At 53.0% G+C, this 13,983-nt stretch carries 15 protein-coding genes and 1 riboswitch; of the genes, 10 read left to right on the forward strand and 5 right to left on the reverse strand.

Annotated features, from left to right (window positions below):
• Position 1: 1 nt before the first annotated feature.
• Positions 2-1,186 (reverse strand): O-succinylhomoserine sulfhydrylase, encoded by a 1,185-nt coding sequence (locus BM231_RS00765; RefSeq protein ID WP_093516022.1) that lies wholly within the window; start codon positions 1,184-1,186, stop codon positions 2-4.
• A gap of 67 nt (positions 1,187-1,253) precedes the next feature.
• A riboswitch (SAM riboswitch) is annotated at positions 1,254-1,331 on the reverse strand.
• 123 nt (positions 1,332-1,454) lie between these two features.
• On the opposite strand from BM231_RS00765, the gene BM231_RS00770 reads away from it, so the two are divergent.
• The 4 genes from BM231_RS00770 (at position 1,455) to BM231_RS26825 (ending at position 4,422) form a co-directional block, all read left to right on the forward strand.
• A complete protein-coding gene (locus BM231_RS00770) occupies positions 1,455-2,561 on the forward strand; it encodes a 2'-deoxycytidine 5'-triphosphate deaminase (RefSeq protein WP_093516025.1) in 1,107 nt (368 codons plus the stop codon).
• Between the two features lie 4 nt (positions 2,562-2,565).
• Positions 2,566-3,114 carry a YigZ family protein gene (locus BM231_RS00775; protein WP_093516027.1) on the forward strand — a complete coding sequence of 183 codons (549 nt, stop codon included), beginning with the start codon at positions 2,566-2,568 and terminating at the stop codon, positions 3,112-3,114.
• A gap of 158 nt (positions 3,115-3,272) precedes the next feature.
• A complete protein-coding gene (locus tag BM231_RS00780) occupies positions 3,273-3,683 on the forward strand; it encodes a hypothetical protein (RefSeq protein WP_093516029.1) in 411 nt (136 codons plus the stop codon).
• Positions 3,684-4,116: 433 nt separating this feature from the next.
• Entirely contained in the window at positions 4,117-4,422 is a 306-nt protein-coding gene (locus BM231_RS26825; protein WP_139226326.1) for a hypothetical protein, read from the forward strand.
• 1,071 nt (positions 4,423-5,493) lie between these two features.
• Here the strand turns inward: BM231_RS26825 and BM231_RS00790 are convergent.
• The 3 genes from BM231_RS00790 to ggt all read right to left on the reverse strand — a co-directional run bounded on the left by BM231_RS00790 (position 5,494) and on the right by ggt (position 7,986).
• Positions 5,494-5,820, reverse strand: a complete 327-nt coding sequence (locus tag BM231_RS00790; protein ID WP_093516033.1) for a hypothetical protein — start codon at positions 5,818-5,820, stop codon at positions 5,494-5,496.
• A 271-nt stretch (positions 5,821-6,091) separates the two neighbouring features.
• Positions 6,092-6,316: a hypothetical protein gene (locus BM231_RS00795; RefSeq protein WP_093516035.1), complete on the reverse strand. Its 225-nt coding sequence runs from the start codon at positions 6,314-6,316 to the stop codon at positions 6,092-6,094.
• A gap of 71 nt (positions 6,317-6,387) precedes the next feature.
• The gene (gene ggt, locus BM231_RS00800) at positions 6,388-7,986 is read right to left on the reverse strand and encodes a gamma-glutamyltransferase (protein WP_244527128.1); all 1,599 of its coding nucleotides are present in this window, start codon (positions 7,984-7,986) and stop codon (positions 6,388-6,390) included.
• 115 nt (positions 7,987-8,101) lie between these two features.
• Between ggt and BM231_RS00805 the strand changes: the two genes are divergently transcribed.
• From BM231_RS00805 to BM231_RS00815, 3 genes are all read left to right on the forward strand, one after another.
• Positions 8,102-8,533, forward strand: a complete 432-nt coding sequence (locus BM231_RS00805; RefSeq protein WP_063308930.1) for a GlcG/HbpS family heme-binding protein — start codon at positions 8,102-8,104, stop codon at positions 8,531-8,533.
• A gap of 81 nt (positions 8,534-8,614) precedes the next feature.
• The gene (locus BM231_RS00810) at positions 8,615-9,247 is read left to right on the forward strand and encodes an HAD family hydrolase (protein WP_093516037.1); all 633 of its coding nucleotides are present in this window, start codon (positions 8,615-8,617) and stop codon (positions 9,245-9,247) included.
• A gap of 143 nt (positions 9,248-9,390) precedes the next feature.
• Complete coding sequence (locus BM231_RS00815; protein WP_093516039.1) at positions 9,391-10,053, forward strand: methyltransferase family protein; 663 nt, start codon at positions 9,391-9,393, stop codon at positions 10,051-10,053.
• A gap of 53 nt (positions 10,054-10,106) precedes the next feature.
• On the opposite strand, the gene phaR is transcribed toward BM231_RS00815, so the two are convergent.
• Positions 10,107-10,724 carry a polyhydroxyalkanoate synthesis repressor PhaR gene (gene phaR / locus BM231_RS00820; protein WP_208859967.1) on the reverse strand — a complete coding sequence of 206 codons (618 nt, stop codon included), beginning with the start codon at positions 10,722-10,724 and terminating at the stop codon, positions 10,107-10,109.
• A gap of 351 nt (positions 10,725-11,075) precedes the next feature.
• Here phaR and BM231_RS00825 point away from each other — a divergent pair, with 351 nt between their 5' ends.
• From BM231_RS00825 to BM231_RS00835, 3 genes are all read left to right on the forward strand, one after another.
• Positions 11,076-12,260 carry an acetyl-CoA C-acetyltransferase gene (locus BM231_RS00825; protein ID WP_093516043.1) on the forward strand — a complete coding sequence of 395 codons (1,185 nt, stop codon included), beginning with the start codon at positions 11,076-11,078 and terminating at the stop codon, positions 12,258-12,260.
• Between the two features lie 169 nt (positions 12,261-12,429).
• Positions 12,430-13,158, forward strand: coding sequence for an acetoacetyl-CoA reductase (gene phbB / locus BM231_RS00830; protein ID WP_063294535.1), 729 nt, complete (start codon positions 12,430-12,432; stop codon positions 13,156-13,158).
• 179 nt (positions 13,159-13,337) lie between these two features.
• Complete coding sequence (locus tag BM231_RS00835) at positions 13,338-13,970, forward strand: LysE family translocator (RefSeq protein ID WP_093516045.1); 633 nt, start codon at positions 13,338-13,340, stop codon at positions 13,968-13,970.
• Positions 13,971-13,983 lie beyond the last annotated feature (13 nt).

The raw sequence follows: 13,983 nt of genomic DNA on the forward strand, positions 1-13,983 counted from the left end.
CTTAAACCGCTGCCAGCGCCTTCGCGACGTCTTCCAGCAGATCATCTGCATCTTCCAGACCAACAGAAAGACGAAGCGTCTTATCTGTAATGCCCAGTTCCAGACGCGCATCTTCCGCAACACTCTGGTGCGTCGTCGTCGCCGGATGCGTGATCAGGCTCTTCGCATCACCAAGGTTGTTGGAAAGGCTGACAATCTCCAGTGCATTGGAGAACTTGAAGGCCGCTTCCTTGCCACCAGCCAGATCAAACGCCAGCATGGTAGACCCACCCTGCATCTGCTTAGCCACAATATCCGCCTGCGGGTGATCAGCGCGACCAGGGTAAATCAGGCGAGACACTGCAGAGTGATCCGCAAGGAAATCTGCCAGCTTCCCAGCATTCGCAGTCTGGCGCTCAACACGCAGAGACAACGTCTCCAGCCCCTTCAGCAGAACCCAAGCGTTGAACGGGCTCATCGCAGGTCCGGTATGCTTGAACGGGTCATGGAACTCTTCCACGATCCATTTCTCATCGGAAAGCACAATACCGCCCAGACATCGCCCCTGTCCGTCAATATGCTTGGTCGCAGAGTAGATCACCACATCCGCACCAAGTGCCAGCGGGCTCTGCCAGATAGCAGTCGCAAACACGTTGTCGACGATAAGCCGTCCACCAGCTTCGTGAATAATATCCGCCACAGCAGGAATATCGATCACTTCAAGCGTCGGGTTGGTTGGGCTTTCAAGAAATGCCGCTGTGGTGTTCGGACGAACAGCTGCTTTCCATTGCTCAATGTCAGTGCCATCAATCAGCGTGGACTCCACACCGTAACGTGGCAGCAGCTTTTCGATGATGTATCGGCAGGAACCGAACAGCGCCTTTGGTGCAATCACATGATCGCCAGCTTTTACGCAGGCCATAATCGCAGAATTAACAGCCGCCATACCAGAAGCCGTGCCGCGTGCGGCCTCAGCACCTTCCAGTTCGCACATTCGTTGTTCGAACATTCCTACAGTCGGGTTTGCGTACCGGGAGTAGATATAGCCCGGATTCTCGCCCAAAAAGCGTGCTTCTGCCGCTTCTGAGCTGTCGTAAACATACCCTTGTGTAAGGAAGATAGCTTCGGATGTTTCACCAAAGCTGGAGCGCGTTGTGCCTCCATGAACAAGCCGAGTTGCTGGCTTCCAGTTCTTTGCGTCTGTCATCGCTCATTCCTGCCCGAAGAGATATTGCTCTACCCCTTCATTAAAAAACCCCGGCGCGGGCCGAGGTCTATACAAGAACCCGACCCTTTAGCTACTTGTTTTACGTGGTTGCAAGCCGGTCGACCAAATCACCACGGAATAGGCAGCGGTTTTACCTCGAAAATACAGTAGGGTCAATCAATCAGCGTAGGTTGCAGACTTGGCGAGAGATCAAACTTACGTTAATCAGTGTCAGAACGATTTGAGTACGAGTGGGGCGGAACCAACAATGACAGGCATTCTTCCGGCAAAAGCGATTGAAGCTATGTTTGCCAGCGGTGCAATTAAAGCAGACAGAGTGCCGGATGAGGACCAGATTCAGCCTGCCAGTCTTGACCTGCGCCTCGGCGTAAAAGCATGGCGTGTCCGTGCATCCTTTCTGCCCGGCCCTGACGCAAAAGTGGAAGACAAGCTGGAAAAGCTCATCCTGCACGAGATCGACCTCTCCAAAGGCGCCGTGCTGGAAACCAACTGCGTTTACATTGTCCGCCTTCAGGAGGCGCTAAACCTCCCGACTGAGCAGTCCGCCACAGCCAATCCCAAAAGCTCCACGGGCCGCATCGATGTGTTCACCCGCGTCATCACAGACCAGGGCCGCGCGTTTGACCGTGTTGAAGCTGGTTACAAAGGCCCGCTCTACGCTGAGATCTCTCCAAAGACCTTCCCAGTGCTGGTTCGCGAAGGCTCTCGCCTGTCTCAGATCCGCTTCCGCAATGGCGAAACCATCATCAATGATGAAGACCTGACCGAAGTGCACAACCAGCACACGCTGGTATCTGGCGGCAAGGATGAAGACGCCATCAACAACGGCGTCCAGGTTTCTATCGACCTGAAAGGCTCTGGCAAAGACAGCCTCATCGGCTACCGTGCCAAGCGCCATACAGGTGTGATCGACGTTGACCGCAAAGACGCGCAGGACCCGGAAGACTTCTGGGAGCCGCTGTACAACCGCGGCGATGCAACGCTCATCCTCGATCCCAACGAGTTCTACATTCTGGTCTCGCAGGAAGCCGTTCACGTCCCACCGCAATACGCCGCTGAGATGGTGCCATTCGACCCGCTCGTCGGCGAATTCCGCGTCCACTACGCAGGCTTCTTCGACCCCGGCTTCGGCCATTCCACCGTTGGTGGCACAGGGTCCAGAGCCGTTCTCGAAGTCCGCTCTCACGACGTTCCCTTCATCGTAGAACACGGCCAGACAGTTGGTCGCCTTGTTTACGAACACATGGAGGAAGTGCCAGAAACCCTTTACGGCGAAGGCATTGGCTCCAACTATCAGGGTCAGGCTCTGAAGCTTTCCAAACACTTCAAAAGCAAAGAACCGGTAGGAGCATGATCTGATGCCCCTCTTCACCGTTGAGCAGGAATACAACGCGATACTGGAAGAAAAGAAGTCACGCTTTCTTGCCTTTCTGGTACCTCATGTAGATTTTGCTCAACGGCTGGCGGACCTTCGGGACGAGCACAAAAAAGCCAACCACCACGTCACCGCTTTCCGCAGAATGCTCCCCGAGGGACGCATCGATGAAGGCGGCAAAGACGATGGCGAGCCCGCAGGCACCTCCGGCATGCCCACACTCAAAACACTCATTGGGGCAGACCTTGTCGATGTGGGCGTCATCATCGTCCGTTACTTCGGCGGTACAAAACTGGGCACTGGCGGTCTGGCACGGGCCTACTCCGGCGCGGCCAATCTCGCCATTCGGGAAGCTGAACTTGTGCCATGGCTGCGCATCAAAACCCGCAGTGTCTCCGCCAGCTTCTCCAGCAGTGCCGAACTGGAACGCCAGGTCATTCTGCTACAGCTGGAAATCATCGAACGCACCTTCACAGAGGACGGCGTAACCCTGCTCGTCAGCGGTCCTGAAGATCAGGTCGACAAACTCTAACCTTCTGTACCAGCTTACCTTTCCCATTATCTCAGCAATCTCGCTGCACTCAACTAATTAAAATCCTAATAAAAACCTAAGCTTTGGCACGCGCCTTGCGATGTGAATCCCAGGAAACGGCATCAGTCTCATTTTGAGACAGTCGGGGGAGTGAAGTCATGCGTGTCACCCGCACTGGAAAAGCGATTAACACTGGAACAGACGCTGATCGTCGCTATCGCGATATCGGTTCTCGCCGCCACGCCAAAATCACAGAGCAAAACGCAGAGACTGTCTCAAGACGGAACACCTATGGCAAAGCAGGCAAAGAGCTACAAGTCTCTGAGGATGTCGCCACCACGCAGACCCAGCACGAAAAAGACGCCCAGTTCTATGAACTGCCAAAGCGCATCAACGTCTTCCGCTGCAACTCCGCTTTCCTCGCCCACCTCATCGGCATCAAAGAAAACGCCGCCCACCTGCGCGACCGCCGCCGCGTAGAACCCGAAGAAGGCGCCATCAGCTACACCACCACCGAAAAAGCCCCCCGCCTCATCGGCGAAGGCCGCATCATCGAATACAACGCTTGAGCCCCCATGATCTTAAGGTATCTCACCGTCAACCCAACTGATAACTTGATGGAGTAATAATTTTAATTGCAATTTAAAATTGTTTGATCACATATTTTTCAAAGGTGCGAGCTATATTGCCTAATGACGGTTTAGATGAGAAAATCACCTCAGCCAGAGAGTACTTGGTCAACTATCTTAATATTGTAGCCGCAGGTGCGTTGGTAACAGGATTTGTTGCAACATTCGTTGAAATTGTAAAGTCGGATGCCACAAATCTCCTATCGAGTTTCGCAGCTATACTTCTAGGAATATCCTTGTCTTTTATTTCTCATGGCTTAGGACAACTTATTTTGTGGTTTGCAAGAGAAGATCAGAGGGCACGCATTAGGGACCATGAGCTCGAAGCACAAGCTAGGATGGATGAGACGATAGCATCACAGGAGGACGCGTAATGCCAGAGTCATTTACAATCGCCGCTATGTCTGTAAGTGCAGGTGCATTTATCGCTTTGTTACCTGCAATTGGCTACGCAATCGTTCTATTCAAACGACTACTAGCATCTAAGCAACACTTACGTGTAACGGAACAGCGCGCAGAATCTGCGCATCAAATGCGCCTTGCAATGGAAGCAAGAGCAGCCAGTCGGGGAGGCTCTTCTATCTCTTCAAAGGCCGCCGCACAGCGCAAGCACAGTCGTCACGTCCTAAAACCTACTCGAAATTCATCATCTTCAAACAAAGAGCCCATGTCTGCATAGATATCATCGTAGACCATCCCATTTATCAAAACGAGCTCCTCAAACACCAACACCACCACATGACCTCTCATGCAGTGTGGAACCAGAGTTCCCGAAAGTCGGGATGAGCAAGGCGGCAGGCAATACCTGCGCTACTTATTTAAAAATGTTTCTTCGGCATCAGCTACACGCCTTGCCCGGGCTTTCTTGGGATGAACAACGTCGCCTCTTTTGCCTATAAGGCACGATAGTCAGTTTCCTGAAAAGACAGTGGCTTACCCAGACACGTTTCCATGCCCAAACAGTTCCTCCGTCTTTGACAGATCCATTTGCAAAAGCAGGTTTTACTGCCGGTGCTCTTGTATCTATCACCGCGTGATACCCTATAGTCCTGGGCCCTTCCCCTCAAACCATGCGGTCACGTTTGAAGTTCGGTTCACCGGACCTCTGAAAGGTGCGTTACGTCTTCCAGAAGCCCCGCCCAGCCTACGACAAACTGACGGTCGCTCCGCCAGCAGCCCGTTACGTAGGCATGCACTTAGTATGGGCACGGTTTGAGGCCGGGGGGATAAGTTTTTTGAGACAGTCCACCCACCGGTGTCTTCCCGGCCCCCGAGCCGGGATCCATACCCCCTTGCCTCAATCTTCCACTGAAGCGCTCAATCAATCTCTAACACCGGGAGTATGGGTCCCGGGTCTACGCTCCGCTCCGCCCGGGAAGACACCGGGAGAAACCAACTGGCTGACGACAATTGGGGGGGAAATCGGTTGGCAGAGGAATAAGCCCGCTTTTCCGCATGCATATAACAAACATCAGCTCGGAACTGCATCCACCTCTGTGCATACTCATGAAAACCGTCAGCCGAGAACTACGCCGACCACCTTCTCTTCACGCAATCACCCTCCCTCGTCCTCCCGGACAAGCAACGCGCAGATCCGGGATCCAGAGCCACACCCATCAACGCATCTAAAAACACACACGAAGATGCTGGCCTGCGGGCACAAAACGCCCGGCCGCAGACCAGCAGGACACTCATGAAGGGCTGTGCAAGGGTGGTCGAGGCCAGCCCTTGGAGTGCCGTTCACAGTGATCTAATCAAGAGACGCTTTATTGGTATTGACCAGTGTTGGAGAGGCGACGCTGCGTGTCGCGTGACCGGAAAATCCTTTAGGGAAGGAAGTGCCGGACAACGCATCGGTTAAAATTCCGCAGGTCTTATCAAGTGCCTCTAGGCGGTCAGATAATGCATGGTGCAAAGTGAAGAGAACGTCACGTTCACTGCTGTTCTTCATCCGCTCGCTCAGCACCAAATGCTGCATGTAAGCAAGATTCTGAAGATCAGAAACAGCAAAGTTCACGTCATCAATTTCATTCTGAAGAGTATTTGTGGCGCCACAGGCGCATGCAGAGTCGTCCATATTCAAAGCCTTCTTTTCTGGCTGTTGAAGTTCCGCACGACAATGAGCTTGTGACGGCCCGCTGGCGAGCGGGAGGTTCACAACCTGGAAAAGACAGGCGAGTTTATTCCCTCTCGAAAGAGGTGTTGTATTCACCGCCCTCCCGCTCATAGCAAAGGGTTTGCGCCCTCAGAAAAAAGGCACAAAAAATCCGCTAGTTGACGGGAGCGGTTACCGCTTTTCGGAGGTTGTGAAGCCTCACATATGAATGTGGAATGGAACGCACCACCTGTCAACGAAAAGTTGCAGGATGATAGGAAGGTGTTGCCGCAAGGATACGCTGGTGAGACCCCACCACCGCCATCTCGCACAAGCGTAGCGCGATGCGGGACCTAGAGCCCCACTTGCCAGCCCTATCCTTCGTCTTCCCGCACTTGATGCGGAATCCAGAGCTGCCCTCACCAACGCCAGCACCTTTGGCACTGGATACCGGATCAGCGCTCCGCTTGTCCGGCATGACGGTTGAGGTTCCAGAGCAACCAACCAGTCACTCTGGATACCCATCATAGTCAGCAAAGCACCAGCACCTTAGTAACCCAGTGCGCAGCCGTCTTTGCGTGGATCAGAGCCGCCAATCAGGCCGCCGCCATTGGCTCGGTCAAACATGATGGCCTGTCCGCCGCCTATTGGGGTCGCGACAATGGAAACCTCATGGCCCAGCGCTTTGAGAGCTTCAACGGTCTCTGCCGGAACACTGGTTTCAGCCTGCAGGGACAGAGATTTCTCATCAATGAACATACGCGGACAATCAATGGCTTCCTGCATGTTCATGCCGTAGTCCAGATGGTTGGAGAGCACATGTGCGTGCCCACATGGCTGATACCCACCGCCCATCACACCAAAGCTCATATACGGCACGCCATCCTTCAGAACCATCGCCGGAATGATGGTGTGCATTGGCCGTTTTCCAGCAGCAATCTGGTTGGGATGACCTTCTTCCAACGTGAAACAAGCGCCCCGATTTTGCAGCAGCACACCAGATTTCGGCGTTGCAATGCCAGAGCCGAAGCCGTGATAGATGGAGTTGATGAAGGAGATCGCAAGACCGTTCTCATCAACCACACTCAGATAAACCGTATCAGACTTTGGCGAGAGAACTTCTTCCGGCTGACGCGGCAACACTCCATCAGTGCGGATCAGCTTTGCAAGGCTGTCGATGTAGTCGCTATCAAGAAACGCCTGCGGGTCAAACTCCATAGACTCAGGATCTGCAAGAAAACGATCACGTCCAGAGTAAGCAATCTTGGCAATCTCCAATTCCAGATGGAACCGCTCCGGCCCCGTCGGATCAAGATCAGCCCAGTCAAACCGCTTCATCAACTCCAGCATGACAAGAGCAACAATGCCCTGCCCGTTTGGCGGCAACTCAGCAACCGTCACACCGCGATAGTCTGTGGTGACTGGCGTCAGATCAACAGCCTCATGCGCAGCTAGATCCTCCGCAGTCAGATAACCACCCTTAGACTGGACAGTGGCTGCAATCTCTTCAGCAATCGGGCCGCTGTAGAACGCATCCGCTCCACCCTTTGCCACAGCTTCCAGTGTCTCAGCCAGTGGGAGATTGCGCATCACTTCGCCAACAACAGGCGCACGACCATCCTTCAAAAACAGCTCTGCCGCACCTTCATCACGCTTGAGAAAGTCAACAGCATCTTTCCAGTCAGCAGCCACACGCGGGCAGACTGAATATCCGTCACGCGCATAGCCAATCGCCCGCTTCAGAACCTTGTCGAAAGAAAACCGTCCATGGTCCTTGAGCAGTTTCTCCCACCCGCGCAAGGCTCCCGGAACGGTCACGGCGTGAATTGAATCCACGGCAACATCAAGCAAACCATCTGCTATCAGCTTATCCGCGCTCACATTTTTAGAAGCACGCCCAGAAGAATTCATGCCCGACAACGTACCATCCGGCTGCGCAACAATGGCAAAGCAATCACCACCAATGCCCGTCATATGCGGTTCCACGACAGAATGAACAGCCATCGCGGCCACAGCAGCATCAACGGCAGTACCACCCTCTCTCAAAATTTCAAGCGCTGCATTGGTAGCCAATGGATGGGATGTCGCTGCCATCGCATGTGGTGCATAAACAGCGGAGCGACCCGGAGCATGAAAATCTCTAAACACGAAAAATCCCTCTTTGTATTTGGCAGTGAATCTCCGGTCCCCTAACGAAGAATTCCCCGCATCATCATCCTCTGCTAAAACAGGGTGATTCAGCAAAACCTATCAGGAAATACTTATGGTGCAATTCAATCTTGATCACGCCCGGACAATCATCTCAGCAGCACAGGCTAAGGGAAGCGAGCTTGGCCTCAAACCGCTCACCGTCGCTGTACTGGATGCAGGCGGCCACCTCGTAGCGCTCGAACGCCAGGATGGCTCATCAATTTTGCGCCCACAAATCGCAATGGGCAAAGCCTATGGCGCCGTAGCCGTTGGCGCAGGTTCCCGCTGGCTCAACGACAACGCTCAAAGCCGCCCTCACTTCGTACAGGCCCTCAACGGCGTTGCAGGCGGTGGCATTGTGCCGGTACCGGGCGGCGTTCTGGTCCGCAACACTGACGGCGAAATTCTCGGCGCTGTCGGCATCACCGGCGACACATCCGAAAACGACGAAGCTGCAGCCATTGCAGGCATTGAAGCAGCTGGTTTCACAGCTGACGCAGGCTGACACAACTTTACCGCAGTTGCTGGATTATATTGCGCCCAGCAACTGCACCACACCATGGTTCACTTCATCAGATTGGTTCCAATGCCTATTCGATTTGTAATTTTTGATATGGACAACGTCCTTTACGATTATGACCACCCGTACCGTTTGAATGTCCTAGCAGACATGACCGGCAAACCTGCCGAAGAAATCGACGCCATCGTCTTTAAAGGACCAGAAGAAAACGCAGCCGAAGCAGGTACACCGCACACCGCAGCAGAATACCTCTCGCAGTATCAACGGCTTCTGGGCCATCCTATTTCACGTGAAACGTGGGTCAAAATCCGCCGGGATATGATGACCGAATGGCCGGACATGCTGTCCCATGTGGAAGCAATCAAGCAAAACCACGAAGTCGCATTGCTCACCAACAACGGCATGATGCTGAAAGACGCGCTCTACGAAGTCGCCCCGGCACTTGAGCCAATCTTTGGCGACCGCGGCCACGCCTCCGCCGAGTTCGGAACCCGCAAACCAGACCCGAACATCTACCTGACAGTCTGCGAGAAATACGGCTTCCAACCAGAAGAAGCGCTGTTCGTGGACGACCGCCTCGACAATGTGGAAGGTGCCCGCGAAGCTGGCTTAACCGCCTACCAGTTCACCACAGAACCAGCATTCGCCAGTTACATCCGCACGCTGGGACTGATCAATGAGCAGGTTCCAACCAATTAGAAATATCCCACTAACCGGGTATTCAGCAGACCAGCAATCAGTTCGCCTCAAAGACGATTTCTCTCCGTAAACTTGTGCGATTGCAACACCCACAAGCCGTGATGGAGGGAAGTCTGTATCTGCGTCTGACAATAAGCTCAGCGATGCTCACCATATTCATCGCACTCGCCATCCTGCCATCCATCGCCTTCGCCAGCTCATCACTGGCATGGCCACGCGGCTTGATGATTGTCGCGCTGGTTTACTTTGCGCAGATCGGCGTAGGCTTATGGCTCGCCCGCATAAACCCCTGGCTGTTCAAAGAGCGCACCTCGTTCCCTACTAAGGCTCTGAAGGGAGACAAACGCGCCACCCTCATTCTGTTTGGGGTGATCTTTGTTTACTTCTTGTTCGCTGCTCTGGACGCCCACCTCTGGCACATCCTGCCTCAAACAGGAGACGTGAAACCCATACTCAGAGGCCTGTTCCTCTTCATTTGCGGTGTCATTCTCATCGTCTGGACCTTCAGCAAAAGCCCATTTGCTAAACCAACACCTCAAATTGACCTGAACGAGCAACAATGCGTCGAGAGCTGCGGGCCTTATGCGCTGGTCCGCCACCCCATGTATCTCGGCCTCATGTTCTGCATCGCAGGCCTTTCCATGATATTGGGCTCAAAACTCTTCGCCATCCTCGCAATCCCCCTCATCATCCTCGGCTTCTTGCCACTGATGAGAACGGAAGAAAAAACACTCGCCAGTGATTGCGAAGGCTACACAACCTATGCACAAAAAGTCCCCTGCCGCCTGTTCCCATGGATATATTAAAAAAGCCGAAGGCGTCCCTCCGGCTTCCGTAATTCAGCAGTAATATGAATGTATCAGGCGTCTTTTTTGGCCGCCGCAAGAGCTGCAATCTGCTTTTGCATTTCTGCAAGCTGCTCTTTTAAATCAGAAATATCGCCACTGCTGGCCTGTGTTTCTGCAGGTTTAGGCGCAGCTTCTTTTTCAGGCGCTTGGGCTTGCCCCGGCATATCCGCAGGATTTGCACCATCAAACGGCAGGAACATCTTCATCGCGCGGTCAAACATATCCGCATTGCGCTTCACCTGATCTTCCAGAACCTCAAAGGCTGAGGAGCCAAAATTCTGGTTCATCTGGCTGCGCAGCTTCTCTTGCTCTCGTGTGAGAGAAGACATGGAGAATTCCAGATAGCTCGGCACGAGGTTTTGCATGCTGTCGCCATAAAACCGGATCAGTTGGCGGAGGAAGGTAATCGGAAGCAGGTTCTGCCCCTTGCTTTCCTGCTCAAAGATAATCTGTGTCAGAACAGACCGGGTGATGTCATCACCGGACTTGGCGTCAATGACGACGAAGTCATCTTCATCCTTCACCATCACCGCAAGATCCTCGAGAGTCACATAGGTGCTGGTTCCAGTATTGTAGAGCCGCCGGTTGGCGTACTTCTTGATGATAGTGGCTTCGTTTGTCTTAGCCATCAGATTTGAGTACCTCAATGCGCTATTATGGCTGATCTGGAACACTATCCCAATTTGCTCCGGCCAGCTCCCCCCTGATCCCATATTTTTTACATACGAGATTAACTAGTAAGCCGCAGAGTAAGCTAAATCCCACCTTTCACGCTAGCGGTTTCATTGGTCTACTATGGTCTTAATTGGATTTATCGAATTCATCTGGCTTTACCCCCTACAAATTGAATAGTCTGCCCATTAGGTATTCTACGAGTTCGAAGGATCTCTTATGCTGCAATGCACCAGCATGGCTGCCCGCCCTGGTGATTTGCGTGCGAATAAGAAGTCCCGCATTGCACAAATATTGGAGAATTGCACATGACCTCGCCTAATGATGTTGTAATTGTAAGCGCGACACGTACCCCAATCGGATCCTTCAACGGGTCCTATGCCAACACCCCAGCTCAAGACCTCGGCACCGCGGTTATCAAGTCAGCACTTGATCAGGCGAAAGTGGAAGCAAACGACGTCAACGAAGTCATCTTCGGTCACGTGCTCACTTCTGGCCTCGGCCAGAACCCGGCACGTCAGGCAGCAATCAACGCTGGCATGGCAGATGATTCGACTGCAATCGTCATCAACCAGGTTTGTGGTTCAGGCCTGCGCGCTGTCGCAATGGGTATGCAGCAGATCCAGTCCGGCGATGCAGACATCATCGTTGCAGGCGGTCAGGAAAACATGACTCTGTCCCCACACTGCCAGAGCCTACGTGCCGGCGTGAAAATGGGCGATTACTCCATGACCGACACTATGCTGAAAGACGGTCTGATTGATGCGTTCCAAGGCTATCACATGGGTATCACTGCAGAAAACATCGCAGAAAAGTACCAGATCACCCGTGAAGCTCAGGACGAGTTCGCTGTCTCCTCTCAGAACAAAGCAGAAGCTGCTCTGAAAGCTGGCAAGTTCAAAGACGAAATCACTCCAATCACCGTGAAAGAACGCAGAAATGAGCGCGTGGTGGAAGATGATGAGTTCATCCGCATGGGCGCTGAAATCTCCGCAATGCAGAAACTGCGCCCGGCATTCAAAAAAGACGGCACCGTCACCGCAGCAAACGCATCCGGCATCAACGATGGTGCAGCAGCTCTTGTTTTGATGAGCGCAGATGCAGCTGAAAAGCGTGGCCTGACACCGCTGGCAACCATCAAGTCATGGGCAACCGCTGGTGTTGATCCTGCATACATGGGTCTTGGCCCAATCCCTGCTTCCAAAAAAGCACTCGAAAAAGCTGGCTGGGCTATCGATGACCTCGATCTCATCGAAGCAAACGAAGCGTTCGCAGCGCAGGCTCTTGCGGTTGGTCAGGAACTGGGAATCGACTCAGATAAGCTGAACGTCAACGGCGGCGCAATCGCTCTTGGTCACCCAATCGGCGCGTCCGGTGCACGTGTACTTGTAACACTTCTGCATGAAATGAAGCGCGAAGAGAAGAAAAAAGGCTTGGCAACCCTATGCATTGGTGGTGGCATGGGTATCGCACTGTGTGTTGAGAGAAAATAACCTCAACATTGGTAGTAATGTCACCTAATTGGAATAATTGAGCTTTATGGTCCCTGCGTAAAGTTCAAGTCAATTCCCTAACTAATGACGGAGTTGTCTTTGCTCCGTCATTATTATTACCTGTAACGGTGGGTTCCAATATTTTATTCCTAAGGCGGGGAGTATATCGATGAGCAGGGTAGCAATTGTAACCGGAGGAACGCGTGGCATCGGCGCAGCGATTTCCAAAGGATTGAAGGATGCAGGATACACAGTTGCAGCAACATATGCAGGCAACACGGAAGCGGCTGATAAATTCAGCGCAGAAACCGGCATCAGTGTTTACAAATGGGATGTAGCAGACCCTAAGGCCTGTGAAGCAGGCATTGCTCAGGTGGCAGAAGAACTCGGCCCGGTCGAAGTTCTCGTAAACAACGCGGGCATCACCCGCGATGGCTGGTTCCACAAGATGGATTACGACCAGTGGTCCGCCGTGATGAAAACCAACCTCGACTCCATGTTCACAATGAGCCGCCCGGTTCTGGACGGCATGCGCGAGCGTGGCATTGGCCGCATCATCAACATTTCTTCCATCAATGGACAGAAAGGCCAGATCGGCCAGACCAACTACTCCGCAGCAAAAGCAGGTGTGATCGGCTTCACAAAAGCACTGGCGCAGGAAACAGCGCGCAAGGGCATCACAGTGAACTGCATCTGCCCCGGCTATATCGACACTGACATGGTCGCTGCTGTCCCTGAGAAGGTTCTGGAAGGCATCATCGGTCAAATCCCGGTCGGTCGTCTCGGCAAGGCAGAAGAGATCGCAGGCATGGTCTGCTACCTCGCCTCCACAGCCGCAGCCTTCGTCACCGGCTCCGTCATGACCATCAACGGCGCTCAGTACGTCGCAAACGGTTAAAATCAAGCGGTGGGGAACCTCCCGCTCTGTAACATTACATGACGACAAATCACCAAAACCGCCTCTCTACGGGGCGGTTTTTCTTTGCTGGAACGCATCCGCAAAGTTGAACTAGTTTGATGTGTGCGATCAATTCCGATATGACCTCTCGTTTGCATACGAACTCGGGTGGAAACGCAATGCCAGATCTTTCAACGCTGCTTCTGTTCACGGCAGCGTCCTTTGCCCTTACTGCAACTCCTGGCCCGGACATGCTGCTCATTGCCTCCCGCAGTGCAGCTCAGGGAAGACGCGCAGGGCTAGCCACCTTCGTAGGAATAGCCACAGGAACCTACTTTCATGCGCTCGCCGCAGCATTTGGCCTGTCACAGCTCTTCCTTGCTGTTCCTATCGCTTATGATGTTGTCCGGTTTGTAGGTGCCGCCTATTTGCTGTTTCTTGCTTGGAAGGCATTTGCCTCAAAATCAGCAACGGTCACTACGACTGTTGAGAGTAAGAAGCACTCATCTATTCAGATGTTTCGCCAGGGTTTGCTAACCAATCTGCTCAATCCAAAGATGGTCATCTTCATCCTGGCCTTGTTTCCTCAGTTTGTGGAACCAGAAGCTGGAAACGTCGCATTACAAATTATGATCCTTGCCACGGTGCTGAACACAGTCGGCTTCTTCATCAACGGGACTGTCATTGTGGCAGCAAATCATATGATGCGAACACTCGGCGGCAACGGAAAGCTTAAGTTTCTGGCAAATTATCTTTTAGGTGCTGTGTTTGCAGGCCTTGCTGCAAGGTTAGCGTTCGAAAGCCAACGTTAGCAGAAAATAAAAA

The sequence above is a fragment of the Pseudovibrio ascidiaceicola genome, assembly GCF_900114245.1.
GTDB classification, from domain to species: domain Bacteria; phylum Pseudomonadota; class Alphaproteobacteria; order Rhizobiales; family Stappiaceae; genus Pseudovibrio; species Pseudovibrio ascidiaceicola.